The sequence below is a fragment of the Sphingomonas crusticola genome, from assembly GCF_003391115.1.
Lineage (GTDB): Bacteria > Pseudomonadota > Alphaproteobacteria > Sphingomonadales > Sphingomonadaceae > Sphingomonas_I > Sphingomonas_I crusticola.
This window is the reverse complement of sequence record NZ_QTJP01000001.1, coordinates 962299-988057: the sequence shown is the minus strand read 5'-3', so window position 1 is coordinate 988057 and position 25759 is coordinate 962299. Positions and strand designations below refer to the sequence as shown.

22 protein-coding genes are annotated in these 25759 nt (G+C 65.6%); 13 read left to right on the top strand and 9 right to left on the bottom strand.

The window, feature by feature from the left end; genetic code table 11:
• Positions 1-150 precede the first annotated feature (150 nt).
• Together DX905_RS04765 and DX905_RS04760 are read right to left on the bottom strand one after the other, a co-directional pair.
• Entirely contained in the window at positions 151-1464 is a 1314-nt protein-coding gene (locus tag DX905_RS04765) for a Gfo/Idh/MocA family protein (protein WP_116090333.1), read from the bottom strand.
• A 13-nt stretch (positions 1465-1477) separates the two neighbouring features.
• The gene (locus tag DX905_RS04760) at positions 1478-2884 is read right to left on the bottom strand and encodes a 3-keto-disaccharide hydrolase (protein WP_116090332.1); all 1407 of its coding nucleotides are present in this window, start codon (positions 2882-2884) and stop codon (positions 1478-1480) included.
• A gap of 199 nt (positions 2885-3083) precedes the next feature.
• Between DX905_RS04760 and DX905_RS04755 the strand changes: the two genes are divergently transcribed.
• Positions 3084-3827 (top strand): FadR/GntR family transcriptional regulator, encoded by a 744-nt coding sequence (locus DX905_RS04755; protein WP_116090331.1) that lies wholly within the window; start codon positions 3084-3086, stop codon positions 3825-3827.
• 174 nt (positions 3828-4001) lie between these two features.
• On the top strand, positions 4002-7022 hold the full coding sequence (locus tag DX905_RS04750) for a TonB-dependent receptor (protein WP_205412192.1): 3021 nt from the start codon (positions 4002-4004) through the stop codon (positions 7020-7022).
• A gap of 62 nt (positions 7023-7084) precedes the next feature.
• Here the strand turns inward: DX905_RS04750 and DX905_RS04745 are convergent, their stop codons facing one another.
• Positions 7085-7342 carry a hypothetical protein gene (locus DX905_RS04745; protein WP_116090330.1) on the bottom strand — a complete coding sequence of 86 codons (258 nt, stop codon included), beginning with the start codon at positions 7340-7342 and terminating at the stop codon, positions 7085-7087.
• 203 nt (positions 7343-7545) lie between these two features.
• On the opposite strand from DX905_RS04745, the gene DX905_RS04740 reads away from it, so the two are divergent.
• Positions 7546-8115 (top strand): hypothetical protein, encoded by a 570-nt coding sequence (locus DX905_RS04740; RefSeq protein ID WP_162875462.1) that lies wholly within the window; start codon positions 7546-7548, stop codon positions 8113-8115.
• Between the two features lie 72 nt (positions 8116-8187).
• On the opposite strand, the gene DX905_RS04735 is transcribed toward DX905_RS04740, so the two are convergent.
• On the bottom strand, positions 8188-8922 hold the full coding sequence (locus tag DX905_RS04735) for an SDR family NAD(P)-dependent oxidoreductase (protein WP_116090328.1): 735 nt from the start codon (positions 8920-8922) through the stop codon (positions 8188-8190).
• An 84-nt stretch (positions 8923-9006) separates the two neighbouring features.
• Here DX905_RS04735 and DX905_RS04730 point away from each other — a divergent pair, with 84 nt between their 5' ends.
• The 6 genes from DX905_RS04730 (at position 9007) to DX905_RS16240 (ending at position 13669) form a co-directional block, all read left to right on the top strand.
• Entirely contained in the window at positions 9007-9402 is a 396-nt protein-coding gene (locus DX905_RS04730) for a winged helix-turn-helix transcriptional regulator (RefSeq protein WP_116090327.1), read from the top strand.
• Positions 9403-9458: 56 nt separating this feature from the next.
• Positions 9459-9791, top strand: a complete 333-nt coding sequence (locus DX905_RS04725; protein ID WP_116090326.1) for a PadR family transcriptional regulator — start codon at positions 9459-9461, stop codon at positions 9789-9791.
• Between the two features lie 14 nt (positions 9792-9805).
• Positions 9806-10396 (top strand): HAAS signaling domain-containing protein, encoded by a 591-nt coding sequence (locus tag DX905_RS04720; RefSeq protein WP_116090325.1) that lies wholly within the window; start codon positions 9806-9808, stop codon positions 10394-10396.
• Between the two features lie 7 nt (positions 10397-10403).
• On the top strand, positions 10404-11999 hold the full coding sequence (locus DX905_RS04715) for an alpha/beta hydrolase (protein ID WP_162875461.1): 1596 nt from the start codon (positions 10404-10406) through the stop codon (positions 11997-11999).
• An 11-nt stretch (positions 12000-12010) separates the two neighbouring features.
• Positions 12011-12685: a glutathione S-transferase family protein gene (locus DX905_RS04710; protein ID WP_116090323.1), complete on the top strand. Its 675-nt coding sequence runs from the start codon at positions 12011-12013 to the stop codon at positions 12683-12685.
• A 267-nt stretch (positions 12686-12952) separates the two neighbouring features.
• Positions 12953-13669, top strand: coding sequence for a phasin family protein (locus DX905_RS16240; protein ID WP_240320718.1), 717 nt, complete (start codon positions 12953-12955; stop codon positions 13667-13669).
• Between the two features lie 89 nt (positions 13670-13758).
• Here the strand turns inward: DX905_RS16240 and DX905_RS04700 are convergent, their stop codons facing one another.
• Positions 13759-15654 (bottom strand): CocE/NonD family hydrolase, encoded by a 1896-nt coding sequence (locus DX905_RS04700; RefSeq protein ID WP_116090322.1) that lies wholly within the window; start codon positions 15652-15654, stop codon positions 13759-13761.
• Between the two features lie 115 nt (positions 15655-15769).
• Between DX905_RS04700 and DX905_RS04695 the strand changes: the two genes are divergently transcribed.
• Both DX905_RS04695 and DX905_RS04690 read left to right on the top strand, forming a co-directional pair.
• A complete protein-coding gene (locus tag DX905_RS04695; RefSeq protein WP_116090321.1) occupies positions 15770-16159 on the top strand; it encodes a hypothetical protein in 390 nt (129 codons plus the stop codon).
• 7 nt (positions 16160-16166) lie between these two features.
• On the top strand, positions 16167-16613 hold the full coding sequence (locus DX905_RS04690; RefSeq protein WP_116090320.1) for a VOC family protein: 447 nt from the start codon (positions 16167-16169) through the stop codon (positions 16611-16613).
• Between the two features lie 33 nt (positions 16614-16646).
• On the opposite strand, the gene DX905_RS04685 is transcribed toward DX905_RS04690, so the two are convergent.
• From DX905_RS04685 to DX905_RS04670, 4 genes are all read right to left on the bottom strand, one after another.
• Entirely contained in the window at positions 16647-17087 is a 441-nt protein-coding gene (locus DX905_RS04685; protein WP_116090319.1) for a hypothetical protein, read from the bottom strand.
• A gap of 74 nt (positions 17088-17161) precedes the next feature.
• A complete protein-coding gene (locus DX905_RS04680; RefSeq protein WP_116090318.1) occupies positions 17162-18559 on the bottom strand; it encodes an efflux transporter outer membrane subunit in 1398 nt (465 codons plus the stop codon).
• The gene (locus tag DX905_RS04675) at positions 18546-19727 is read right to left on the bottom strand and encodes an efflux RND transporter periplasmic adaptor subunit (RefSeq protein WP_162875460.1); all 1182 of its coding nucleotides are present in this window, start codon (positions 19725-19727) and stop codon (positions 18546-18548) included. The genes DX905_RS04680 and DX905_RS04675 overlap by 14 nt, the downstream gene beginning before the upstream one ends.
• A complete protein-coding gene (locus DX905_RS04670; protein WP_116090317.1) occupies positions 19720-22923 on the bottom strand; it encodes an efflux RND transporter permease subunit in 3204 nt (1067 codons plus the stop codon). Before DX905_RS04670 ends, DX905_RS04675 begins: the two co-directional genes overlap by 8 nt.
• A 161-nt stretch (positions 22924-23084) precedes the next feature.
• Between DX905_RS04670 and DX905_RS04665 the strand changes: the two genes are divergently transcribed.
• Entirely contained in the window at positions 23085-23990 is a 906-nt protein-coding gene (locus tag DX905_RS04665; RefSeq protein WP_116090316.1) for a LysR substrate-binding domain-containing protein, read from the top strand.
• 165 nt (positions 23991-24155) lie between these two features.
• The gene (locus DX905_RS04660; RefSeq protein ID WP_116090315.1) at positions 24156-25679 is read left to right on the top strand and encodes a tetratricopeptide repeat protein; all 1524 of its coding nucleotides are present in this window, start codon (positions 24156-24158) and stop codon (positions 25677-25679) included.
• Positions 25680-25759 lie beyond the last annotated feature (80 nt).

The following is a 25759-nucleotide window of genomic DNA, read 5'->3' as shown; positions in this document are numbered from 1 at the left end:
ATGCACTTCCTCTCTTCATGCTGTCGGGCGAAATCGGACCGGGTCACGCCGAGACGGATCGCCGGGCAGGGGACGACGCCGGCAACGCGTCCCGCGTCTCGTCGGGGGGCATAGAGTTCGATCCGCAGCCATGGCGGGAACGCCTGCCGCTCAGGCCTTGACCTCCCAGCCGGGCTCATAGTCCACCGACCAAAGCTTCATCGCTTCCGCGCTCGCGGGACGCCCGGTCGCGGGATCGATCGTCAGGGTCGCATTGGTGCGATAGGCCATGTTGCCGAGGTGGCAGATGGTCGTGCTGATATGCCCCTCCGCAATAGGCGAATTCAGCGTGCTCGCCTTGCCGCGGATAACATCCACCAGATTGCCGGCATGATATATGTCGAGGATGCCCTCGCCGACGGTGTTGGTGGTCGCCGAATCCGCCGCGGCCTTCACCACCCGAACCTGCTTGCCGGCGAGATCGAACAGTTCGAACCCGTTGCGATCGACGACCGCGGAGCCCTTGGTGCCGAGCAGCAGCACGCCGCGGCCGCGCCCGTAGCGCTCCATCGCGTTGCCGCTCTGCCCCTCCCACCGGATCGTGCGATCGCCATCATAAGCGAGCGTCAGATCCATGGCATCGTACATGTCCCAATCGTCGTTCTTGAAGAATTGGCGCGTGCCGTGCGCGGTCACCCGCCGGGGATATTCGAGCCCCATCAGCCAGCGCGCCACGTCGATCTCGTGCATGCCGTTGTTGCAGATCTCGCCGGTGCCGTACTGCCAGACCCAGTGCCAATTGTAGGGCACCAGGTTCGAGCGATAGGGCGCGCGCGGGCGCGGGCCTTGCCACATATCCCAGTTCAGCGTTGCGGGCGGTGGCGCGGTGTGGCCGCGGCCGATCGGGCGGCGCGCCATGGCATACCATGTCTGCGCCTCATAGACATGGCCGAGCTCGCCCGCCTTGATCAGCTCGCCGAGCTGGCGCGTCTCGGGGCTGGAGCGCTGCTGATTGCCGATCTGGAGCTTGCGGCCGGTACGTTTCTGCATGGCGATCATCGCCTCGCCTTCGGCGGGCGCCAGGCCGACCGGCTTCTCGCAATAGACATGGTGGCCCGCGTCCATCGCGTCGGTGGCGACCTTCACATGGCTGAAATCGGGGGTGGCGACGGTGACGATATCGACGTCCCGGTTCTGGAGCAGGCGGCGATAGTCGCTTTCCATCTTCGGCGTCGGAAGCCCGCGCGCGGCAAAGGCGGCGCCGCGTTTCGCCAGCACGGCGGAGTCGCAATCGGCGATGTGACTGAGCGAGACGTTGGGGACTTTGGAGAAGGCGGCGATATGCGCCTGGCCGCGACCGTTGACGCCGATCACCGCGACGTTGAGGCGATCATTGGCACCCTTGATCCGCGCATAGCTGCTGGCGCTCATCGCGACACCGACGGCGGCGCCTGCTCCCTTGATTAATGTGCGACGGTCCATCATCGACCCGATCTCCCTAGAATTTGCGCAGTTTGATCGAGCGGAAGTCCACCCGATCGCCATGATCCTGCAGCAGGATCGGGCTCTGGGCCCATGTGCCGAAGCCCTGCTCGCCTGCGAATTTGCTCGCCGCGACCAAAGCCCGGAATTCAGGCGAGCCGCGATCATAGTCGACCATCTTGAAGCCGTTCAGCCAATGCTCGACATGGTTGCCGCGCACCACGATCACCGCCCGGTTCCACTCCCCGGGCGGGTTGATCCGCTTGCCGGGACTTGCCGGGTCGGACAGGTTGCGCGCCGGGATGAGATCGTAGAGCGAGGCGAGCGTGCGGTTGCCGTCGCGCCCCATTTTGGCGTCGGGGTGCCGCTCATCGTCGAGCAATTGATATTCCAGCCCGAGCGAGCGCGTGCCCGGTGCGATGCGATATTTGATGCCGCTGTTGGCCCCTTGGGCCAGCCGGAAATCGACCGACAGTTCGAAGTCGCGATACGACGCGAGGGTGGCGATGTCTCCGCCGCCGGCGGCCGACAGCGTGCCGTCGGCGATCGTCCAGCCGCGCGCCGGAAAGCCCGGCCCGGCAACCGCGCGCCAGCCCTTGCCGCTCGACCCGTCCCACAGCAATGCCCAGCCGGCCCGGCGCTCGCCGGGGCTCAGCCGGTTGGTCAGATATCCTTGCTGGGCAAGCCCGCTCTCGGCCAACGCGTAGCGCGCAGGATTATCGGTGATGATGCGGACGCCGCGAAAGCGCACCTCCGGGCCCTTGCGCGCCTGCTCGTCCGGGATGGCGTGCACTTGGAAGGCGATGAAGCCGCGCGCGTCGGTGTCGTCGACAATGTCGGTGGCGGGAACGCCGTTGATCCAGGTGCGCAGCCGATTGCCGATCGCCTCGATGCGATAATGATTCCAGTCGCCGGAGCGGAAGGTGCGCCGCGCCGGCTCGTTGCGACCGAGCGTGTAGAGCCACTGGCGGCGCTGCTCATCGTACATGCCGCCGCTCCAGCGGCGCGCGCTCGGGTCGATCTCCGCCTGATAGCCATGGACCACGCCGTTGCGGTAATCGGGCCGGCTCTGCCCGCGCACCATCACCCCGGAATTGAGCACCGGATCGGTTTTGGCGTCGAATTCCATGATATAGTCGCCGTAGAGGGCGTCCGAGACGAGCCAGCTGTTGGTCTTGCCCGGGCGGGCGCGGCCGACCAGCTCGCCGCCGACGACTTCGTAAACGGCATCGCCGCCGGTGCGGTGAAAGCCGGGCAGGCCGGGCCGGAGCGCGATCGCGCGCCATTGCGCGTGGGCGGCGGGCGCCGCTTTGGGGGAGGCTGTCAAGGTCGCCCGCGTGGCGGGCGCGCCGAGCGCGAGCAGGGCGGAGAGTGGGATCAGCCGTAGGATACCGCCCGTCCGGCTGGCGCGTGTTGCCTTCATGACCTTCCCCATTGACGCGCCCGATCGTGCGCGGGCGTCTGCCATCACGGTAAAATGTGGTCGGGCCACTTGCAATAGCTTGTCAGACATTTCTTTGACTTGGCGGACGGGCCGACGTACTTGACGCCATGCGCCACGATGCAAGAGGGAGCAGCGGCTGCAACCCGGTGCAGCCGTTCGATCGAACAGGAAAAGACTGATGCAAGGCGAGGGCGGGGGTAAGCTTTACCGCAGGATCGTGCAGGCCATCGTGACGGACATTGCCAGCGGGGTCTTCCCGATCGGCTCGCGCTTGCCCGCGGAGCGCGACCTGACCGAGCGCTTCGGCGTCAGCCGTCCGACCATACGCGAGGCGATGATCGCGCTGGAGATGCAGGGACTGGTCGAAGCCCGCAAGGGTTCCGGCGTGTTCGTGCTCGCCTCCACCAGCGGCAATGTCGACGAGGAACTGGATGTCGGCGCGTTCGAGATCACCGAGGCGCGCCGCCTGATCGAGGGCGAAGTCGCGGCGGTCGCGGCGACCGAGATAGACGAGGAGGAGCTAGTACAGTTGCGCCTCCTGCTCGACGAAATGGCGCAAGAGGATGTCGCGGCGGCGGAGGATGCCGACCGCCGCTTCCACATCGCGATCGCCGAGGCGACGCGCAATTCCGCGATCATCGCGGTGGTGACCGATTTCTGGGACATGCGCTTCCGCTCCCCGCTCGCGCGGCAGGTGCTGGTCAAGGCGGGCAGCCTCGGCACGCGCGAGCGGCTGGAAGAGCATGGCCGCATCCTGCGCGCGCTCGAAGCGCGCGACCCGGCCGAGGCGCGCCTGGCGATGCGCGGCCATCTTTCGCGGGTGATCGACCATCTGCTCCATGTCGACGAAACCGAAGCGGTGGAGCGGGCGCGCGCCGAAATCGCCCAGCGCCGCCGCGCCTTTGCCCGGCGGGCGGTCTGATCTGACCGCCGGCGGATGACCAATTGCAGCTGCAACGCGATCAATCCTCCAAACATGCCTGACCACTTCTAGGCATATTGTCATGCATCTTTCGAGATGTTATCCCATGATGAACAGACCGTTCATCGGCGCACGGCTTCGAAGATGAGCCGGGGATAATAAAGGGAGAGGGACGTGACGCTTAATCGCGCGAACAAATACCCACTGCTCGTATCGACCGGCCTGGCCGGCATGTTCGTGGCGACGATCGCGACGGCCCAGACGCCGGCGGCGAGTGGCCAGGCCGGTGCGGTCGCGCCGCCGCAGGCTCCCGCCGACGCCCTGCAGGAGGACGAGATCGTCGTCACCGGCTTTCGCGCCTCGCTGAACAGCGCGCTCAACGCCAAGCGTAACGAGACCGCCGCGGTCGACAGCATCGTCGCGGAGGATATCGGCAAATTCCCCGATTCGAACCTGGCGGAATCGATGCAACGCATTCCCGGCGTGGCGCTGTCGCGCGGTGACGGCGGCGAGGGCCGCAACATTTCGGTCCGCGGGCTCGGCGCGCAGTTCACGCGCGTGCGCATCAACGGGATGGAAGGTGTGTCGCAGGTCAGCGGCAGCGACATTCGCGGCGGCGTCGCCACCGGCCGTTCGTTCGATTTCGTGACCTTTCCGACCGAAATCTTCTCCAGCCTGGCGGTGCGCAAGACCGTGTCCGCGGATGTCGAGGAGGGTTCGCTCGGCGCCACGGTCGACCTGCGCGCACCCAAGCCGTTCGACCAGAAGCAGGACTTCGTCTTCTCGAGCACGGCGCGCGCGATCTATAACGACATCCGCAAGAAGGCCGATCCGCGGGTTTCGGCTTTGGTGTCGAAGAAGTTCGGCGACACGTTCGGCATTCTCGGCAGCGTCGCTTATTCGAAGCGCCACATCGACGAATATGCCTATTCGGCGGTCGATATCCTGCCGACCTACGTCGCCGGCCAGTCGCGGCCGGTGACCTTGCCGGGCGCCACGAGCGCGACCAACATCATCTTCCCGTACTGCACGCCGATCGGTTACACCTATCAAGGCGTGCCGGTGACGAGCCCCGCGCCCGGCTACGCCAATAGCGGCGTGTCGGTCGGCGCGGACGCCAACAATTGCAGCACCGGCAATCCGCGCACGAGCAGCAAGACCGCCTATGATTATATCATGAGCCGCACGGGCCCCTCGGGCCGGCCGGGCGGCGGCGTGTTCCTGCCCCGCCTGCCGCGCCCGGTGAAGGGCAGCCAGAATCAGGACCGGCTGGCCGGCTCGCTGACCCTGCAATGGAAGCCGAGCGACAATACCGACGTGTCGCTCGACGGCCTCTATTCGCGGTTCAAGGTCAACCGGCTCGATACGATGCTCGATGCGCGATCGATGGGGCGGACGGCATCCAATAATGGCCAGCCGATGATGTCGGTCCGCGACATCCAGGTCGATGACAATGGCTCGCTGGTCTATGGCCTGTGGGACGGCGTCGACCTGCGTTCGGAGATGCAGGACGAGCATTTCACCTCGACTTATCGCCAGGTGAACCTCAATTTCGATCAGCGCTTTTCGGATAATTTCCGGCTGTTCGGCCTCGCCGGCATCAACGAATCGCGGCTCCACGTGAACCGCCTGCAAGTCGCGATGGATTCGAACGACACCGACAATTTCGCGATCGACTTCCGCAACAGCCACGATTTGCCGCTGCTCACTTACGGTATCGACACGGCCAACGCGGCCAACTTCCTCTACGGCCCGCCGCTTGCCGACGGGACGCAGCGTGGCCAGCTGTCGAACTTCATCCGCACCAACACGATCGTCAGCAAGACGTTCGAGCTGAACAGCGAATGGGAAGCGGCGCCGCACTTCACCGTGCAGGTCGGCGGCCAATATCGCACCAACCGGTACAAGGCACGGGAGAAGCAGCTCGCGACCAGCACGCCGCTGGCATTGCCGGCCGGTGTTTCGCTCCCGTCGATCACCTTCGTGACCAGCGGCGTCGGCAAGAATCTCGACGGGCACATGCAGAATTTCGCGGCGATCGACCCGGACAAGTTCCGCAGCGCGGCGAACCTCGACAGCTATGTCTATTGCAGCGTCGAATGCGCCAAGGGCACCTATGGCGGGGTCGATGAGAAGTACCGTTCCGGCTATCTGATGGTGAAGTTCAGCACCGAGGATATCCTGCCGTTCACGCTGCGTGGCGATGCCGGCGTCCGCTACGTTCATACCGGGCTCGACACCTATGGCCCGATCCCCGCCGCCGCGCCGGCAGGGTCGACCTACCCGTCCGTCTATGTGATCTCGCAGGTGAAGCGGTCCTATTCGGACTGGCTGCCGTCGATGAACCTTGCCCTGGACGTCACGCATGACCTGGTCGCGCGCTTCTCGGCCGCACGCGTCATGTCGCGGCCTGCTTATGGACAATTGATCCCGAGCGGCAGCGCCAACATCGTTATCCGCACCGCCTCGATCACCAACCCCTATCTCGATCCGATCCGCGCCGACACACTCGACGCCTCGCTCGAATGGTATTTCGCGCCGGGCTCGCTCATCTCGGTCGCGTATTTCCACAAGGATATCGAAACCTACATTCAGAATACCAGCCAGCTGGTGCCGTTCCGCGATCTGGGCCTGCCGCTGTCGCTGCTGCAGGGGACGGGCACGGGCGTCACGCCGGACGAATTGTTCAGCGTCACGCGCAGCACCAACACGCCAGGCGGGCCGCTCAACGGGGTGGAAGTGAATGTGCAGCTGCCGTTCCGCTTCCTGCCGGGAATCCTGAAGAATTTCGGCGCGCTCGCCAATTTCACCCGGGTGCGCTCGAACATCAACTACATCATCTCGCCGACGACCACCCGCACCGCCCCGTTGGTCGGCCTGTCGCCGGAGACCGCCAGCGGCACGCTTTATTACGAGGACAACAAATTCAGCATCCGCTCGACGATCAATTACCGTTCCTCGTTCCTTACGGGCATTCCGGGACCGACCGATAGCGACGCCAACGGCAATGCGAGCTCGATCTTCGTCGACGCCTCGGCATCGTACAATATCAGCGAAAATCTGAAGCTGATCGCGGAGGTGACCAACATCACCAACGAAACCAACCGGCTCTATACCGACACGGTCCGGCAGGACCCGCTCTACACCGCCTATTTCGGCCGCACCTACGCGCTGGCGGTCAATTTCAGGTTCTGATCTACGCTCCACCGCTCGCCGGCATCGCCGCATGGTGCCGGCGAGCGGGGAAAGAGCAGCATCTACAGCCCGATCTTATCCAGCGCGGACGCCAGCTCTTCGTTCATCCCCGCCTCCCCCTTGGGCGTCAGACGGTTGAGGGCGGTCCGCACGCGCTGCTGGGCGACTTGCAGCGTCTTGTGGCGGACCTGGCGGATGCCGTTGGTGCGCCAGGACGCGCTTTCGCCGAGCAAGGCCGCCCACTTGGCCTCCTCCGCGGCGAGGATGGCCAAGGCGAGGCGAAGGCCGTCGCGCCGGCCATGGGCATAATCTTCGGACATCGGCCACTCCTAACGGCATTGGCGGCCCTCCGCTGCCGAAAAACGCGATGGATGGTTTCGTGCTCGGTGAAATGGCGCGCGCGTGGAAAGGGAAGCCCCGCCGGCTCGCGCGTCAATATGTGCGGCACCATTCACGCGGGCTTAAGCGCACCGGTTGCTTGTCGCGACACGCGGCGGTTGACGCGGCGCCGAAGGGAGCATCGATGACGAAACGCCCGGTCTGGATCCTAGCAGCCGTCCTGGCGGTGACCGCGATCTGGGGCGGAGCGCTGTCGGCGGCAGCTCCGCCTGGCGGGACGATCTCGATCGAGCCCAAGACCGGCGATGGCGAATATGACCCCTCGACACCCGCCTTCGTCAGCGCCGCGACCGAAGCGCTCGCCGCGCGGGGCTTTACGATCCTGGAGGATCCGGGCCATTCGGCTTATGTCGTCGAGCTGATCCTGAGCCGGGAAGCGGTCGGCACCGGCACGGCGAAGGTGGCCACCGGCAAGTCGGCGATGATGCCGGGCGGTGTCGGCGGCAGCGTCGGGGCGGGCATCACCATTCCGCTGTCGACCGGGCAATCGACACTGGTCCCGTTGCAGCGCACCCGGCTGGAGATGCGCATCCGCAAGCGCGGCGATGCCGCTGTCGTGTGGGACGGCGCGGCGGTGACCGTGCGGGCAGTCGGCTCGCGCAGGGGCGCAGATGCACTGGTTGCGTCCGACCTCAGCCAGGCAGTGTTGCGCAGCTATCCGGCCCAGCCTGCGGACGCCGTCGGCGTACCTTGAGCGCGGCAAAGGCGGCGAAGCGCTCCGGCGAATTCACCGGAGCGCTCCTGGTCAGGTGCCGGACGATGCCGGTCAGATCTGGGCGAGGCCGCCGTCGACGAACATTTCGCTGCCCGTCATGAAGCTGCTGTCGTCCGAGGCAAGAAAGGCCGCGGCGCCCGCAATCTCGGCGGGGTCGCCGATATGGCCGATCGGCGTGTCGGCACCCATCGCCCTCATCGCATCCTCGCCGACGACCTCGATCGCCAGTTCGGTCAGCGTCGGCCCGGGCGACAATACGTTGACGCGGATGCCCGTGCCGCGCAGGTCCTGCGCCCAGCTGCGGGCAAAATTGCGGATCGCGGCCTTGGTGGCACTGTAGACGCTGAAGCGCGGCGTCCCCATCACGCTGGTGCTCGAGCCGGTCAGGATGATCGAGCCGCCTTTCGCCATCAGCGGCAGGCCCTGCTGAACCGTGAACAGCACGCCCTTGACGTTGATGTCGAAGGTTCGGTTATAATGTTCGGGCGTGATCTCGCCGAGTGCGGCGAATTCGCCGCTGCCTGCATTGGCGAGCAGGATATCGAGCTTGCCGTGCTCCGCTTTTACCGTGGCGAACAGCCGGTCGAGATCGGCGAGGTCGGTGACCGAGCCGGCGACCGCGCGGGCGTTGGCGCCCAGTTGCGCGAGCGCGGCGTCGAGCTTGTCCTGACGCCGGCCGAAAATGTAGACGAAGGCGCCTTCGTCGATGAAGCGTTTGGCGGCGGCAAGGCCGATGCCGGTCGCGCCGCCGGTGATCACCGCAATCTTGCCATTCAATCTGGTCATGTCGTGCCTCCTTATATGCAGGAGGCCCGTAGCTGGTCGGGCACATACTTTTTGACAAGTATGCACCTTTTGGTAAGTACCAATATGACTATGCTTACGAAATCCGACGCCGCACCAGCTTGTCCCTCCAGCTTCACATGCGGGCTCGATGCCACGCTGCGCGTGATCGCCGGCAAGTGGAAACCGCTGATCCTGTACTTCCTGCTGCAAGAGCCCAATCGCTATGGCGCGTTGAAGCGCGCAATCCGGGACGTCAGCGACAAGGTGCTGATCCAGCAGTTGAAGGAGCTCGAAGCCGACGGCATCGTGGTGCGTACCGACTATAAGGAAGTGCCGCCGCGGGTGGATTATGCGCTCAGCCCGCTTGGCCGCAGTCTCGCCGACGCGCTCACGCCATTGTGCCTCTGGGGCACGGAAAATCAGGCCGAGGTCATGCGCATCTTCGCCGAACGCGACGAATGGCAGCGAACTAACGCTTGAGAGCATGCATAACATGGTGACTTGCATAGCAAGATAGCTTGCGATACATGCTAGCTATGGAGCCGAACCCCGAGCTGAATTCGTGGCAGTCGCAATTGCGCAAGGGCGCGATCGAACTGGCGATCCTGGCAGTGCTCGGGCGCGGCGAAGCCTACGGGCTCGAGATACTCGATCGCGCCAACAAGGGGGGTGAGCTGGTGGCGGATGGCGCGCTCTATCCCTTGCTCACGCGGCTGGAAAAAGCCGGCAAGCTCGCTGCCCGCTGGGAAGCGGGCGAAGGCGGCAATCCCCGCAAATATTACCGGCTGACGGCCGAGGGCGGGGCGATGCTGGGCGAGATGCGCCTGCTGTGGGGCGGGTTCCGGGCGATGATGGACGGGCTGGTATGAGGGGAGAAGCGACCATGGCGACGCAGAGCGAGCAAGAGATCGACGCCTATGTCCGGCGGCTGTTGTGGGCATTGCAGGCGCTGCCGCACGACGACCGGCTCAACATCGCGAGCGAGATCCATGGCCACCTGTCGGAACGCGCCGGGAGGGGTCCGAGCGAACTGGAGCGGGCGATGGCCGGAATGGGCTCGCCCGATGCGCTGGCCCGATCCTATGTCGAAGAATTTGAGCTCGCAGGCGCGATCAACCGCGCGTCGCCGGTGACCCTGCTGCTGAGCGTGCTCAACCGCGCCGGGCGTTCCGGCCTTGCCTTCTTCGGGAGCTTCGCGGCCGTGCTCCTTTATCTCGTCTCGGGCGCCTTCGCGCTGATGGCGGTGATGAAGCTGGTCGAACCGGACAAAGTCGGTGCTTGGCAACTGGGCCACGGGGGGTTCGCCTTCGCCATCCTGGACAGGCCGCCGCCAACGCAGACCGAACTGCTCGGCTATTGGATCGTCCCGCTGTCGGTGATGCTGGCCACGTTGTGCTTTCTCGGCGGGAGTAAGCTGCTGCGGCTGGCGGGCCGGCGGCTGCTGGCGCGGCAGCGCGCGCCGCGGGCGGCCTGAGGAAATGATGATGGTTCGATCCGCGATCGCCGGGCTGGGCGCGATCATGCTGGCCGTCGGCGCTCCGGCCATGCCTCCATCGAGTCCTGCTCAGGCGATCGCCACGGACGCGCCGGCAAGCGCGATAACCGCTGATGGCTGGACGATCTATGGGGGTGAACGGCGGCTGATGATCGATCCGCGGGTTCCGGGCCAGGGCGCGGTACGCGTGGCGGCGCGGCCGGAGCGGGGCGAGCCGTGGGCAAGCGGTGCGGTGGCAGCGCTCCCCAGCACGTACCGGCCGGGCGCGCGGGTCGAGGCAGTTTTCTGGGCGCGGGCCGAGCAGCCGGTGACCGTGCCCGTGACATTGCAGGCGAATGCGGCGCCCTATGCCCGCTTCGCCGAACGCGCGATTGCGCTGACCCGGCAGTGGCAGCGTGTCACGATCGCGGGGAATATGCCGACCGATCCTGCCGCCGGCGCACAGATAGTGAGCGTCCAGCTGGGACAGGCGGGCACGGCGGTTCTGCTGGGACCGGTGCTGTTTTTCAGGGACAGGCCCGCTGCCAAGTCGATCGATCGCGCGGTCGCCGCCTTCCATCCGGACCGCGTGGCGCAGGACGTGCGGATCAGATCGGACGCCGGGGTAGTGCTCGCCGGCACGTTGCGACTTCCGCTCGGCCGTGGGCGCGGCCCATTTCCAACGGTCGTGGTCATCGCTGGATCGGGTGCGAACGGACGCGGCGGGTTCGACCTGCTGATGAGCCGGCTGCTCGCGGACGGCATCGCTACCCTGGAATATGACAAACGCGGCGTGGGCCAGTCGACCGGCACATTGATCGACACGGTACCGCTGATGGCGCGCGACACCGCGGCTGCGGTTGCATTCCTGCGGCAGCGGCGCGACGTGGACGCGAAGCGCGTCGCGCTGGTGGGGCATAGTCAGGGCGGCGCGGTCGCCTCCGCCGTCGCGGCGGCCGACCCGCACTTGCGGGGGATCGTGATGCTCGCCGGTCCGACGGTCCCCGGTGATGAGATGGTGCTTGCGCAATATGGTGAGCAAGTGCGCGCGGCCGGTGTCGATGCGACGGCAGTCGCGCGGCAGCAGGCGGCGATACGGCGCCTGATCGAGGCGCACGCCGCGCATGCCGACGCGGCGACGATGGCAAGCTTGCGGCAACGCTTGAGCGACGATCTGGTAGCCACCAAGCTCGCGCCACCTGACTCAGCCGAGACCGCCGTCGCCACGCTGGATTCCGACGTCGCCCTGGCCGTGTGGAATTATCGTTTCGACCGCGTTCTCGGCAGCGTTCGCGTGCCCGTATTAGCAATGTTCGGGACGCTCGATGTGCTCGTGCCGGCGGCGCTCCATGCTCCGGCCGCGCGCGCCGCCCTGGCCGGCAATCCGGCCGCTGAAGTCGTTGTTTATCCGGGCCTAAACCACGCCTTTCAACATGCCACGACGAGCAGCCTTGCCAATATTGCGGCGCTCGGTCCGCCCAATTCCGCGCCGGAGATGATCGGCCGTGTCGGCGACTGGCTCGATCGGCAGTTCGGCCTGGCGCCCGACACGGATCGGCGACCCCGTTTCGTTCCCCTTTCGCCCGGGCGCGGGCGCCCCTAACAGGAGCGTCCATGGCCTGGCAGCTCTATCAATTCCCGCTCTGTCCGTTTTCCCGCAAGGTTCGCCTATTATTGGGCGAAAAGGGGGAGGGGTGCGAGCTGGTGCGCGAGAGCCCGTGGGAGCAGCGCGACGAATATATCGACATGAATCCGGCGGGGCAGACGCCGGTATTGGTCGATCGCGCGCAGAATCTGGTGCTGCTCGATTCGACGGCGATCTGCGAATATGTGGAAGAGACGGTCGAGAAATCGACGATGCTCCCCGGCACCGCCGCCAACCGCGCCGAGGTGCGCCGGCTGGTCGCCTGGTTCGACCAGAAATTCCACGACGAGGTCGGGCGGCCGTTGCTGTACGAGCGAATGGAGAAAAGGCTGGTCCACCGCATCTCGCCCGACGCCAAGGTTTTGCGTGAGGCGATGCGACTGGCCAACAGCCATCTCGATTATGTCGACTGGCTGCTCGACCATCGGCGATGGATCGGCGGACCGTTGTTCAGCCTCGCCGATTTGGCGGCGGCGGCACATATTTCGGTCGCGGACTATCTCGGAGGGATCGACTGGCGCGGACACGAACATACACGTCATTGGTATTCGGGGATGAAAAGCCGGCCGAGCTTCCGCTCGCTGCTGGGCGAGCGGATGGAAGTGATCGCGCCGCCGGATCATTATGACAAGGTCGATTTCTGACGAGTGCCGATTCCGATAATCCGTTCGTCCCGACTAGTCGTCGTAGCTGCATAGCAGCCTATTGAGACGGGTATCGAGGGCTTGGTGGGTGTCTCGATACGGCTTCTCGACTGCGCTCGAAGCCTAGTCGACGCGAACGGATGTTTGTCATGGCCTGATCGCCACCCCCCATTTGTATGATATGTTGCACTGCACAAAAAGCACTTGCAATAAGCGCAAGGCTTTTATATTGTGCAGTGCAACATCATTGAGAGTGGGAGCAAAAAGGTGACCGACAAGGACATCGCCAAAGCCAAAGTGGCTGCCAAGCCGCGCAAGCGGGCAGTGTCGAAGCCGGTCGCCCAAAGCAAGGCCGCAAAGGCCGCTATCGAACTCGCCGCGGCCGGGGAAGCCGTGGCGAAGCAGTTGACGCCGTCGCCGGCGCAGCTTGCAGAAAACCTTGAGGCCGTGACGTCGCCGGCCATTGAAAGCGACCCCATCGTTGCGCCGGCCGCCGACACAGTCGAGCCCGCAACCATCATTGAGGAAGACATCAAAATGGCTACCGTAACTTCGCCCACCGACGCCGCCAACCAGGCCCAGGCCGCTTTCGGCGACGTGTCGAACCGCTTCAAGACCGCGTTCGAGAAGTCGACCAAGATCGGTGAAGAGCTGGTCGATTTCGCCAAGGGCAATGTCGAGGCGGTGATCGCTTCGTCCAAGGTTGCCGCCAAGGCAAGCGAGTCGCTCGGCCAGGACGCCGCCGAATATGGCAAGAAGCATTTCGAAGCCGCGACCGCTGCCTTCAAGAGCTTCGCCACCGTCAAGTCGCCGACCGAGCTGTTCCAGCTGCAGAGCGATTTCGCCAAGGCGTCGTTCGACTCGATGGTCGCCGAAGCGTCGCGCGTCAGCGAGACGCTGATGAAGGTTGCCGGCGACGTCGCCCAGCCGATCTCGACCCGCTACGCGCTCGCCGCCGAGAAGATCAAGTCGACGGCGCTGTAATCCGGGCCGGGCATGCCCGGCCGTATAAGGTGACGTAAACAATCGGCCGTCCTTCCTTTTGGGAAGGGCGGCCGTTTTGCGTTGGTCCGCTAACGGATGACCGGCAGCTCGATATAGCTGCGGTCGTCGCCGGCATGATGCACCGCATTGTCGGCGACAACCCCGGTCTTCTCGCTTTCATTGGGTCCGCCGGTGTTGAGGTTGCGCACGAATTTGGGGAAGTTGGAGGAGGTCACCTCCACCCGGATACGGTGGCCGGCACCGAACTGAATGGCGGTGGCGATCGGTGTCGGGTGAAGCGTGTAGACCTGGCCCGGCGCCATCAGCGCCGGCTTGTCGAAGCCGTCGCGATAGCGGGCGCGCAGGATGGTATCGCCGATGATCCAGGCGGTCCCGTCAGGGGCAACGTCGACCAGCTTGACCGCAAAGTCCGTGTCCTTCGCGCTGGACGAGACCTTCAGCACGGCGTCGACGAAGCCGACGACGTCGATCGGCTTGGGGAGTGGATCGCTGGTGTAGACGAGCACATCGCCGCGCGCCTCGATCGGGCGCTGGTCGAACGCGCCCGGCACGACGATGCCGCCGTTGCAGCAATCGCCGCCGCCGATCGTCTGCACCGGGTTCATCGGATCGTAGCGATAGCGGTCGGCCGCCTCGGTCGCGGGCGGCGCCTCGGCGGCGAGCCGGCCATCGCCATTGAGCGAATTGGCATGGCCGCCCGAGCGCAGATAGAGGCGCAGCGGCTGGGCATCCTTCGGCGGCCATTGGCTCGCCGTCTGCCAGCGGTTGGCGCCCATCAGATAATAACGCACGCGCGGCGTCGACGTCGGGAAGGCCTTCGCATCTCCCTTCAGCCAGCGATCGAACCAGCCGTAGATGGCGCCATCGACATCGAAGCTGGTGTCGCCCATGTCGCGCTCGCCGACGATCGTGTTGGGCCCGAGCCTGGCATATTGGCAATGCGGCTCCGGCGCGACCACCGCATATTGGTTGGCGCTCGCTTCCTTGTCGGTGGTCGCGGCGCGGGCGGCGTTGAACAATTCCAGGTTCGGCCCGATCGAGACGTCGTACCAGGTGTTGAACCAGAGTGCCGGCACGCCCCAGCCCATATCCTCGTGGTACAGGCCACCCTGGCGCCAGCCGGGATCGGCCGGCGTGCGATCGATGAACTGCTCGAACGTGGCCGGCGGCTCGCCCAGATCGGAGAGCAATTGATCGACCGGGAGATGCTTGATCTGCTTGTTCCAGTCGACCTTCGGCTTGCTCGCGTCGAGATCGTTATAGGCTTCGATCCGCGCGCGCATCTTCTCATCGGTGAGTGAGGCGGGCAGCTCCGCGCGCAACGGATTGTCGACCCCGTACAGCCACACGAAGAAGAGATTGCGGGGCACGCCGCCCGTGTACCAATTGCCTTGCTCCTGGAAGCGGCCGACCTTGCCGATGCCCGCGCCCGCCGACATCGGCACCATCGCCGCGTGCGCGGGATGGTTCATGCCGGCCAGCGCCAATTGCCATTCGGCCGAGGAGGAGCAGCCGAGCGTGCCGACCTTGCCGTTGGACCAGGGCTGCTTGGCGATCCAGCTCAGCGTGTCATAGCCGTCGGTCTGGGGACGGCCCAATATCTCCCATTTGCCCTGCGAGAAATAACGGCCGCGCTCGTTCTGAACGATGAAGACATAACCGCGCTTCACCGATTCCAGAACGTAGCGGAAGGTGCTCCCGCGCAATTTGTGCTCGTTATAGGGCGTCTTCCACAGGATGGTGGGAAGCGGCCCCTTGGCATCCTTAGGCGTGTAGATGTCGGTCGACAGGCCGACCCCGTCGCGCATCGGCACCATCACTCCTAGGCGCGAGACGCCGATCTGGGCCAGCTCCTTTTCCAAGGCCTCGGGCGTATATTTGGCATAATCCTGAGCGGGGACGGCGGCGGAAAGCTGAACGGCAATGAGCGAGACGGCGGCAAGGCCGGCAGCGATCCTCTTCATGGGTGATCCTCCTGTTTGATCGGGGGCTATCGACAGGAGGGGCGGCATGCAAGCCGCGCAATCGCGAAGACAGCCGGCACTTGATTCCCGAGCGCCGCAGGCGCCAGGGAAGCATATGCAAGCTCACACACGCGCGATCGTCGCCGCCGCAGCGCATGCGGTTATCACCGGCCGGAAAGTCGCCGGTCTCTATGATCACGCCGCCGGCCGGCATCTGAAGATCGCGGCGGAATGCCGCGGCGATCGGGTGCAGGCCTTCGACGGCGAGCGCGGTGCCAAATTCGGCGGCACGCTGCCCGAATTGTTCGACGAAGGCGACAAGGCGTTCGTGTCGCTCGAGTTCGAGGGCAGGGCCGCGCGCGGCTATGACCGCGGCTCGGCAGGTTTCTATGTGGCGAATGTCAGCGATCGGCTGGTGCAGCTGTTCGATCACAGCCAGAACGCCTGGTTCGCGTTCGACGTGCGGATCGCCGGTGAGGATGCGCTTGCCGATCAGGGAGTATGATGCCGTGATGAATGCGCGTCGCCTGTTGCCGCTTCTGGCGCTCTGCGCCGCATTTGCGCCCGTCGCCCGGGCGGCCGAGCCTGCCGGCAGGATCACGGGCGTCGGCGGTGTCTTCTTCAAAAGCAAAGATCCCAAGGCCCTGATGGCCTGGTATCGCGACGTGCTTGGCATCAAGGTTGAGGCATGGGGTGGCGCGGCGCTGGCCTATGATGCGCCCGACCACCCGGCCGTGGTGACCCTCAACGCCTTCCGTCCCACGAGCAAATATTTCGACCCCTCGACGCGCGAGTTCATGCTGAATTTCGCGGTGGACGACCTCTCCGCCTTCCTTGATCGGCTGAAGGCGAAGGGCGTCGCCGTGCTGGCGCGCAACGACGATGCGAGCGGCAAGTTCGCCTGGATCGTTGATCCCGACGGGACGAAGATCGAGCTGTGGGAGCCCGCGCCCCAGTAAGGGCGGCGCTCCCGACCAGGCTCGACGCTTAGCTCAGCGCAGCACGCCCCGGGCCGACATGGCGCGCGCATAGCCCGTGAAGAAGACCAACAGGACGACAATGATCGTGCTGGTGATCGCCATCGCCCGGCCCATGATCGCGCCGCCGTCGGTAAGGACATAGGTGTAGAGCAGGCTGACGAGGAACGCGGCCAGCGAGATCGCGAACAGCGGGAAAGCAAGCGCCCGGCGCAGCAACAGCAGGATCGATGCCAGGAAGGCGCCGAACACGCCGACCGCCCAGATGAGCGTCATCCAACCGGGCATGGCCTGGTAATGCGCGATCTGCTGCGGCGTCATCCCGGCGCTGGCCATATATTGTGCGCCCCGCGCCATGCTCATGACGAAATCGAACACGCCGATCGCGTTGAACAGCAGGGCGACCGTGCCGATCAGCCAAAGATGCCACGGCGTCCTTACGGATAGCTCGTCCATTGCCTTCCCCCATTGCTTGGGAGAAGGTACCGCATCGGACCCTTTTCCTCAACCCCTGTAGAGAGGTGGGGTTGCTAACCGGCGGTCCCTCCGAGGGCGCGCGCCAGATCGACCTGGACGTTCAGCCGGCGAGTGCGCGCCTGCAACAAGGCGCGCTCGGCATCGAGCGCGGCGGTCTGGGCGGTGACGACCTCGAGATAATCGGACGCGCCGTCGCGGTAGCGGATCAACGACAAGTCGCGCGTGCGCTCCGCGGCGCGCACCGCAGCCTGCAGATTCTGCTCCTGCTTGGCCAGTTGACGGGCCAGCGCCAGATTATCCTCGACCTCGCGAAAGGCGGTGAGCACGGTCGCGCGATAATCGGCGGCGACCTCCTCATATTGGGCGCGGGTCAGCCGCACCTGGGCGCGCCGCGCGCCGCCGTCGAACAGTGACAAAGCGGCCCCGATCGGGCCCAACGCCCAGAAGCCGCTGGAGGCGGACAGCAGGCTGTGGCCGGTGCTTTCGAACCCGCCCGAAGCGCCGAGCGAGATGCTGGGAAACAAGGCGGCGCGGGCGACGCCAATGCGGGCATTGGCCTCGAACATGCGGCGTTCGGCGGCGGCAATGTCGGGGCGGCGCTCGAGCAGGGTCGAGGGCAGGCCGGCGGTCACTTCGGGCGGGGCGATGTTGGTGTCGAGCACCGGCAGCGCGAATGTCGACGGGCTCTCGCCGACCAGGATCGCGATCGCATGTTCCAGATTGGCGCGGTCGGCCAGCACGGCGTCGAGTTCGGCGCGTGCGCTGGCGAGCTGGGCGTCGGCGCGGCTCACGTCGATGCCGGAGGCGATCCCGCCGGCATGCCGCGTGTTGGTCAGGTCCGACGCCCGGCCATAGGCGTCGACCGTCTGCCGCAGCAGCACGATCCGCGCGTCGAGCCCGCGCATGTCGAAATAATCGCTGGCGAGCGACGCCTGCAGGCCGAGCCGGACGCCCGCCAGATCGGACGCACTCGCCTGCGCGCCTGCCTCTGCCGCGCGGATATTGTTGCGGACCCGCCCGAACAGATCGAGCTCGTAGGACAAGGAGGCGCCGAGCTGGGTGGTGGTGAAGGTGCTGGTGGTGCCGGGCGAGAAGGGCCGGTTGGCGGATTCGCGGCTGCGGCCGCTATTCACCTGCGCATCGACCTGCGGAAACAGATCGGCGCGCGCCTCACCCACCAACGCGCGTGCCTGGGCATAGCGCGCCGCGGCGGCGGCGAGGCTGGGATTGGCGGCCTCGATGCGCGCTTCGAGCGCGTTCAGCGTCGGATCGCCGAACGCCTGCCACCATTGTCCCGATGGCGCGACCGCCGTGCCAGCCGGCTGCCAGCCGGTGACTTCCTTGTAGGCGGCCGCGGTCGGCACTGCCGGCGGGCGATAATCCGGCGCAAGCGAACAGCCGGCGAGGGAAATTGCGGTCGCCGCCAAGAGAGCGCGCCTAGCCCTTCGCATCGGGCTTTCCTGCCGCCGGGGCGGCGGGGGCGATCCGCACCTTGTCGCCCGCCTGGAGCGAATCCGGCGGGCTGTCGATCACGCGATCCTGCGGCGACAGGCCGGCGGTGATCTCGACCGTGGCGCCATTGTCGCGGCCGACCGTCACCGACTTGAGCACTGCCTTGCCGTCGCGGCCGAGCAGCGCGACCTGCGTCCCGCTCTGGCCGACGATGAGCGCGCTTGCCGGCAGCTGGACCGTGCCGGTGCTGCCGTGGAGCGGGAAACTCACCTGCGCGTAGGAGCCGGGCTTGAGCGCGCGGTCGCCGTTGGCGGCTTGCAATTCGACCAGTACGGTACCCGAGGCGGGATCGACCGCGCCGGCGGTGCGGGTCAGCACGGCGGTAAAGGTCCGCCCGGGATATTCGGGAAGGGTCAAATTCGCCTCCATGCCGACATGGATCTGCCCGGAATAATTCTGCGGCACGCGCACATAGATACGGATGCGGCTGATGTCCGACACCGTGAACAACGGCGCCGAGCCGGCCGTGCCCGCTGAAACGAGCTGGCCAATTTGCGTCGATCGGCTGGTGATAGTGCCGGCGAACGGCGCGACCAGGCGGGTGAAGCCCTGGGTCGCGCCCAGCCGGGCGACATCGGCGGCCGCCGCATTGGCGGCGGCGGACTTGGCTTTGAGGTCACCCAATTTCTCGTCAGCCTCCTGGCGCGAGACCGCATCCTTGGACAGCAAATTACTCCAGCGGGCGGCGGTCGAGCGGGCCAATTCCTGGTTTGCGCGCGCGGTCTGAAGGTCGGCGCGGGCGGCTGCGAGCTGCTGATCGACCTCGGGCGCATCCAGGATGGCGAGCACCTGGCCGGCGCTCACCCGATCGCCAATATCCACCAGCCAGCGACGGACATAGCCGTTGGTGCGCGCAAAGATGGGCGCGCTGTTATAGGCCTGGAGCGTTCCCGGCAGGGTCAACCCATCGCCGGTGGCCAAGCCGGTCGGGTGGATCACCGAAACGGCCGGCTCGGATTGCGCCTCGGTCCAGGTCGCCAGCTGCCGGTCGCTATGCCAGCGGCTGAACAAGCCCCAGGCGACGATCGCCAGCGCCACCAACAGCGCGACGATGCCGATTTTCTTGAGCGATCCGGTGCTGCCCTGTTCAGGCACATGTTCAGGCATGGGCGTCCTCCAGGGGATGGTCATCCAGCGTCGGCGCGGCGGCGACGCGGCGGTTCTTGTGCACGAGGCTGAAAATCACCGGCACGAACATGAGCGTGGCGAAGGTCGCGACCGCGAGGCCGCCGATCACGGCGCGGCCGAGCGGCGCATTCTGCTCGCCGCCTTCGCCCAGACCGAGCGCCATCGGCAGCATGCCGATGATCATCGCCAGCGCGGTCATCAGAACCGGACGAAAGCGGGTCATGCTGGCTTCCAGCGCGGCGCGGACCGCCTCGCCATGTTCGGCGAGTTTCTCGCGCGCGAAGCTGACCACCAGGATCGAATTGGCGGTGGCCACGCCCATGCACATGATCGCGCCGGTGAGCGCCGGCACCGACAGGGTGGTGCCGGTGGTGAACAGGATCCAGATGATGCCCGCCAGCGCGCCCGGCAAAGCGGTGATGATCACGAACGGATCGAGCCAGCTCTGGAAGTTCACCACGATCAGCAGATAGATCAGCACGATCGCGCCGATCAGGCCGAAGCCGAGGCCCGAGAAAGCGGTCTTCATCGTCGCATATTGGCCGCGCAGCGTGACCGTCGTCCCCTTGGGGGTCTGCGCCTTGAGCGACTTGATCACCCGCTGGATATCTCCCGCGACTGCGCCCAGATCGCGCCCGTTGGGGGTCGCAAAGATGTCGACCGCGGGCGCGATATTGTAATGCGATACGACCGCCGGCGAGGTGCCGCGCGTGATCGTGCCGATGCCGCCCAGCACTTGCGGCGTGCTGCCGGTGGCGCCGGTGATCGGCACGTTCGAAAGGTCGCTGATCGAGGCGACCTGGCGTTCGGGGGTCTGCGCCACAACCGGATAGGACACGCCATTCTCGGGATTGAGGAAGAAGACCGGCGCGCTTTGCTGCGTGCCGGCGAGCGAGCTGCCGAGGCTGTTGGTGACGTCGCGCTCGGTCAGGCCGAGCGGGCCGATGCGGCTGCGGTCGATCGCGACGTTGAGCTGGGGATAGCGCGTGCTTTGCTGGATGCGCGCGTCGGCGACGCCGGGGATAGCCGCGATCCGCTTGAGGATCGTCTGCGCGAAGGCGGCATTGGCATCGCCATCCTTGCCCGTGACCTGGATATCGATCGGCGCCGGCGCGCCGAAATTGAGGATCTGGCTGGTGATATCCGCCGGCAGGAAGCTGAAGGTCGAGCCCGGGAAGGCGCCGGGCAGCGCCTCGCGCAGCTTGCGGACATAATCGGCGGTCGGACGATGATGCTTGGTAAGCTGGATCAGCACGTCGCCGTCCTGCGGGCCGATCGTACCCGAATTATTGTAGGTCGTGTTGATCGCGCTGACCGGCAGGCCGATATTGTCGACCACGGACACCAGTTCGTCGGCCGGGATGACCTGGCGGATGCGGCGCTCGATCCGATCGAATTGGGCGGCCGTATCCTCGATCCGGCTGCCGATCGGCGCGCGCACATGCATGGCGATCTGGCCGGCATCGACGGTCGGAAAGAAATTCTGGCCGAGAAACGGCACCAGCAAAAACGACAGCAACACGATTGCCATGAAGCCGATCACGAACGGCTTGGGCGTGCCCAGCGCGCGTTCCAGCTGGGTTCCATAGCGGGTGCGGACATGTTCGAAGCGCCCCTCGAAACCGCGCTGGAAGCGCACCAGCGGATTGGTCGACGTCGCGCTGCCGGCGGCATGCTCATCCTCGCCCGGCTGGTGCCGCCTGAGCAGATACATTGCCATCGTCGGCACGAGCGTGCGCGACAGGATGAACGAGGCGATCATCGCGAACACCACCGCCAGCGCCAGCGGTACGAACAGGAAACCGGCGACCCCCGGCAGGAAGAACATCGGCACGAAGACGATGCAGATGCACAGCAGCGACACGAACGCCGGCGTGACGATCTGCGCGGCGCCATCGAGGATCGCCTGCTTGACGCCCTTCCCCTGTTCGAGGTGCCAGTTGATATTCTCGATCGTGACGGTGGCGTCGTCGACGAGGATGCCGACCGCCAGGCTGAGGCCGCCCAATGTCATGATGTTCAGCGTGTTGCCGGTCGCCGACAAAGCGATGATCGCGCTCAGGATGGCGAGCGGGATCGAGATGGCGATGATCACGGTCGAGCGCCATGATCCCAGGAACAACAGGATCATCGCGCTGGTCAGCGCGGCGGCAATGGCGCCTTCCTTGACCACGCCCGAAATCGCCGCCTTCACGAACAGCGACTGATCGCCGATCGGCACGATCCTGAGCGCGGCCGGCAGCGTTTCCTGGATCTTGGGCAGCGCGTCCTTGATCCCCTGGACGATCGCAAGCGTGGAGGTCGCGCCGTTCTTGAGGATGGTGATCAGCACCGAGCGCGAGCCGTCGACATGGACGACGTTGGTCTGCACCGCGGAGCCGTCGCGGACGTGGGCGACGTCGCGCATGAACACGGTGGCGCCTTCGACCTGCTTGATCGGCAGATCGTTCAAAGCCTCGATCGAATTGGGCGCGTTATTGAGCGCGACGACATATTGAAAGCCGCCGATCTTGGCGAAGCCGGCCGGCGTGATCTGGTTCTGCGCGGCGATCGCGGTACCGACATCCTGAGCGGACAGACCCTTGGACTGCAGCGCCTGGGGATCGAGATCGATCTGCACCTGGCGGGTGCGCCCGCCCGACGGATAGGGAATCGCCGCACCCGGCACGGTCACCAGCCCGGTGCGAACCTGGTTCTGGCCGATGTCGAACATCTGCCCCTCCGACAGGCCCTTGCCCGACAAAGCGAGCTGCAGGATCGGGACGGTCGAGGCATTATAGTTGAGGATCAGTGGCGGGGTGATGCCCGGCGGCAATTGCCGCAAGACACTCTGCGAGACGGATGTCACCTGGGCGGTGGCGGTGCGGATGTCGGCGCCCGGCTGAAAATAGATTTTCACGACGCCGATGCCGGGCAGCGACTGGCTTTCGATATGGTCGATATTGTTGACCGTGGTCGTCAGCACGCGCTCAAAGGGTGTTATGATCCGGCCCGACATCTCTCCCGGCGACAGGCCCTGAAATTGCCAGGCGGTCGCGATGACAGGCACGCCGATGTTCGGGAAAATGTCGACCGGCGTGCGGATGGCGGCGAGCACCCCCACGATCAGGATCAGGATCGCCATGACAATGAACGTCAACGGTCGAAGCAGGGCGATGCGAACTATGCCGATCATGGGGAGCTTTCGGCGGAATGAACCCCAGGCGGCGAGCTCTGGGCAGGAAGCGGAGGCGCACGCCAGCGATGCGGACCTGGGCCGCCTGCCGAATCGGACTAAGCTACCGCTCAGTCCAATATCGATTGCAGCTTGATTAAGACGTTGTAGATATCGTTCCTATGGAATTGCGGCATCTGCGCTACTTCGTTGGTGTAGCCGAAGACTTGCATTTCGGCCGGGCGGCGGCGCGGCTGGGTATATCCCAGCCGCCGCTCAGCCAGCAGATCATGGCGCTGGAAAGCGAGCTCGGCGTGCAGCTGTTCGACCGCACCAGCCGCGCCGTCACTTTGACCGATGCTGGCACGTTGTTCCTGCGTGAGGCGCGCGCAACGCTGGCGCAGGCCGAGCGGGCGGTGATCGTGGCGCGGCGTGCGGCGCTTGGCGAATTGGGCGAGCTAGCGATCGGCTTCAACGCGTCGGCGCCATTCGTGCCGGCGGTGGCGCGTGCGATCCACGATTTCCGCATCGCCTATCCGGAAGTGCATATGACGCTGTCGGAGCTTTCGGAAGACGGCCTGCGCAGCGCGCTGGCGGCCCGCTCGATCGAGATCGGTTTCCTGCGCAGTCTGCGCGAACCCGAACTCCCGCCCGGCGCGGCAACCCGCCTGCTGATGCGGGAGGGGCTGGTGGTCGTCATGCGTCCCGACCATCCGCTCGCCGCGCGCAAGGCGATCGGTGCGTGCGATCTCGATGGCCAGGCGATGGTGGTCTATCAACGCGGACTGATCGGCGGCTTTACCGAGGATCTGTTGCGGTTGCTAAGCGCGGGCGGTGCCGAGCCGATCATCGCCCAGGAAGTGCGCGAGGTCTCCACCCTTTTTGGGCTGGTAGCGGCGGGAATCGGTATCACCATCGTCGCGCGCTCGCTGCAGGCGCTGCAGTCCGCAGGTTTGGTCTATCGCGACTTCGACGCGCCCGACGCCAATTCCGCCATGTGGATCGTTCATCAGCAGGAGCGACTGTCGGAGCCCGCCCGCCATTTTCTGGAGGCGGTCATACCCAGTCGTGAAACGCGAGAGCGATGATCGGAGGATTACCGCGTCTCACTCGACAGCGCGAATGCTTGCTTTAGATTGAAAGCGAGTAAGGCCGTAAACGTGCGGGAGTGCTGAATGCGCTTAGGTCGGAGGGCATTGACCGCCGCGGTCGCCATGATCTTTGCGCCAGCAGCCGCCATTCCCGTGAGGGATATGAAATCGCCCATTACCGCCTCGCTGGGCCAAGCGGACGCGGGGGCGCCTGCGCGGCTCATGCCGCCGGCCAATGCCGTCGTACTGCCGGAAGAAGTGCCGGTATTGAAGGCGCTGGTGGCAGCCTTGGCCAAGTTGCGTCCCAATGATGCGGCGGCGCAACTCGCGCAATTCGACAAGGCTTTGGCGGCGCTACCTGGGCCGACCCCTTTGCGGGGCCGGGTGCAGGTCTCGCGAGCTCCGCTGCTCCAGCAACTGCGGGGAGATTCAGAAGCAGTGCAGGCGGCGGAAAGCGGTGTCGAGCTGCTCCCCGGCTATAGTGGACCGTTGTTGGTGGCGGCCCATATCTACCTATATGCAAACCGCCCCCAACAGGCAGCGGATGCAATCCTGCGCGCGAGCGCAATCGATCCCGCATCCATACGCCTGCTCGATGATTACGAGATAAACGGGGTCCTGCGCCGTCTCGAGGCGATCAACGACAGGAGAACGGCGCGACTTTTCAGCGAGCGATTGCTTACCATCGGGTGGGTCGGGAAAGGCGTGCAAAGCCGGTCGGCGCTGGCCAAGGTTGCGATCGGACAGTCCGCGCAGGATGGCGACCTGGCGCATGCGCGGGGATATGTGCCCTATCTCACAGTGCCGAAAGACGCTTACGAACTCCTGACGATGGCGGATTATCAGCCCATCTGGGCGGACATCGAAGCATCTGCGGGATTGCGCCTCGAAAGACAGTGGCCGGCTTATCTCAACGAGGCGCGTGCGCGCTGGGAGGCCGGGCACGATTTGGAGCGGGCGGTCGACTATGCGACCGCACTCCGCGAGGCGGGCGACTACCAGCGCCTCATCGACACCTTCCTGCCGCTCCTGATGGGCACGCCGGACCGGGAACGCGACTGGCCCCTGGTATTCCTTGTGGCGCCCGTGACGAATGCGCTGCTGGTTCAAGGACGTATCGATCAGGCGATCGGCGTGTTCGACCATGCGGCTCGAACCTGGCCAATCGGGAGCTCGGCCAATGCGCTGAACATTTCTCTCAACCGCGGGAATGCGCTCCTCTCCGCGGACCGGCCGGCGGAGGCGCTCGCCCAATTCGACGTGGCCATAGCGGACAGCCGTAAGTGGGGCGCGGAGGTGAATTCCGACGCGCGCGCCCAGATGCATTTGTTGCGAGCTTGCGCACTTCATGCCCTGCAGCGCGACGGTGACGCAGCCATATCAGCAGCGATCGCAGCCGGCGCAGGTCACGCTAGGTCGCAGGCGCGGGTCCGTCTCTGCATGGACGATCTGCCGGGCGCGCGCGCCGCCTTGATCGCTGCGCTGTCCCGCCCTGATGAGCGCGATGCCGTCCTGGCTTTAATGCAACCCGATCGCACACCGACAATCCCGACAGATTACGGCCGGCGGGAGCGCAGCCGCGGCGACGCTTTGCGCAGCGATCCGCAATTGAGGGCGGCAATCGCCGCCTATGGCCGCATCCTGCCGTTTGCAGTCAACGACGCGGCCCCCGGACAGGCGCCGTAATCAGACGCAGCGGCCGATCGGGATATTGAAATTCTCACGGAGAGACCTTGCCGCAGGCATCGTCGATGCCATATTCTCGG

Excerpts from the sequence above, each read along its gene's own strand:
- DX905_RS04765 (WP_116090333.1), bottom strand. The coding sequence starts at position 1,464 with ATGATGGACCGTCGCACATTAATCAAGGGAGCAGGCGCCGCCGTCGGT.
- DX905_RS04760 (WP_116090332.1), bottom strand. The coding sequence starts at position 2,884 with ATGAAGGCAACACGCGCCAGCCGGACGGGCGGTATCCTACGGCTGATC.
- DX905_RS04755 (WP_116090331.1), top strand. The coding sequence starts at position 3,084 with ATGCAAGGCGAGGGCGGGGGTAAGCTTTACCGCAGGATCGTGCAGGCC.
- DX905_RS04745 (WP_116090330.1), bottom strand. The coding sequence starts at position 7,342 with ATGTCCGAAGATTATGCCCATGGCCGGCGCGACGGCCTTCGCCTCGCC.
- DX905_RS04740 (WP_162875462.1), top strand. The coding sequence starts at position 7,546 with ATGACGAAACGCCCGGTCTGGATCCTAGCAGCCGTCCTGGCGGTGACC.
- DX905_RS04735 (WP_116090328.1), bottom strand. The coding sequence starts at position 8,922 with ATGACCAGATTGAATGGCAAGATTGCGGTGATCACCGGCGGCGCGACC.
- DX905_RS04730 (WP_116090327.1), top strand. The coding sequence starts at position 9,007 with ATGACTATGCTTACGAAATCCGACGCCGCACCAGCTTGTCCCTCCAGC.
- DX905_RS04725 (WP_116090326.1), top strand. The coding sequence starts at position 9,459 with ATGGAGCCGAACCCCGAGCTGAATTCGTGGCAGTCGCAATTGCGCAAG.
- DX905_RS04720 (WP_116090325.1), top strand. The coding sequence starts at position 9,806 with ATGGCGACGCAGAGCGAGCAAGAGATCGACGCCTATGTCCGGCGGCTG.
- DX905_RS04715 (WP_162875461.1), top strand. The coding sequence starts at position 10,404 with ATGATGGTTCGATCCGCGATCGCCGGGCTGGGCGCGATCATGCTGGCC.
- DX905_RS04710 (WP_116090323.1), top strand. The coding sequence starts at position 12,011 with ATGGCCTGGCAGCTCTATCAATTCCCGCTCTGTCCGTTTTCCCGCAAG.
- DX905_RS04700 (WP_116090322.1), bottom strand. The coding sequence starts at position 15,654 with ATGAAGAGGATCGCTGCCGGCCTTGCCGCCGTCTCGCTCATTGCCGTT.
- DX905_RS04695 (WP_116090321.1), top strand. The coding sequence starts at position 15,770 with ATGCAAGCTCACACACGCGCGATCGTCGCCGCCGCAGCGCATGCGGTT.
- DX905_RS04690 (WP_116090320.1), top strand. The coding sequence starts at position 16,167 with ATGAATGCGCGTCGCCTGTTGCCGCTTCTGGCGCTCTGCGCCGCATTT.
- DX905_RS04685 (WP_116090319.1), bottom strand. The coding sequence starts at position 17,087 with ATGGACGAGCTATCCGTAAGGACGCCGTGGCATCTTTGGCTGATCGGC.
- DX905_RS04680 (WP_116090318.1), bottom strand. The coding sequence starts at position 18,559 with ATGCGAAGGGCTAGGCGCGCTCTCTTGGCGGCGACCGCAATTTCCCTC.
- DX905_RS04675 (WP_162875460.1), bottom strand. The coding sequence starts at position 19,727 with ATGCCTGAACATGTGCCTGAACAGGGCAGCACCGGATCGCTCAAGAAA.
- DX905_RS04670 (WP_116090317.1), bottom strand. The coding sequence starts at position 22,923 with ATGATCGGCATAGTTCGCATCGCCCTGCTTCGACCGTTGACGTTCATT.
- DX905_RS04665 (WP_116090316.1), top strand. The coding sequence starts at position 23,085 with ATGGAATTGCGGCATCTGCGCTACTTCGTTGGTGTAGCCGAAGACTTG.
- DX905_RS04660 (WP_116090315.1), top strand. The coding sequence starts at position 24,156 with ATGAAATCGCCCATTACCGCCTCGCTGGGCCAAGCGGACGCGGGGGCG.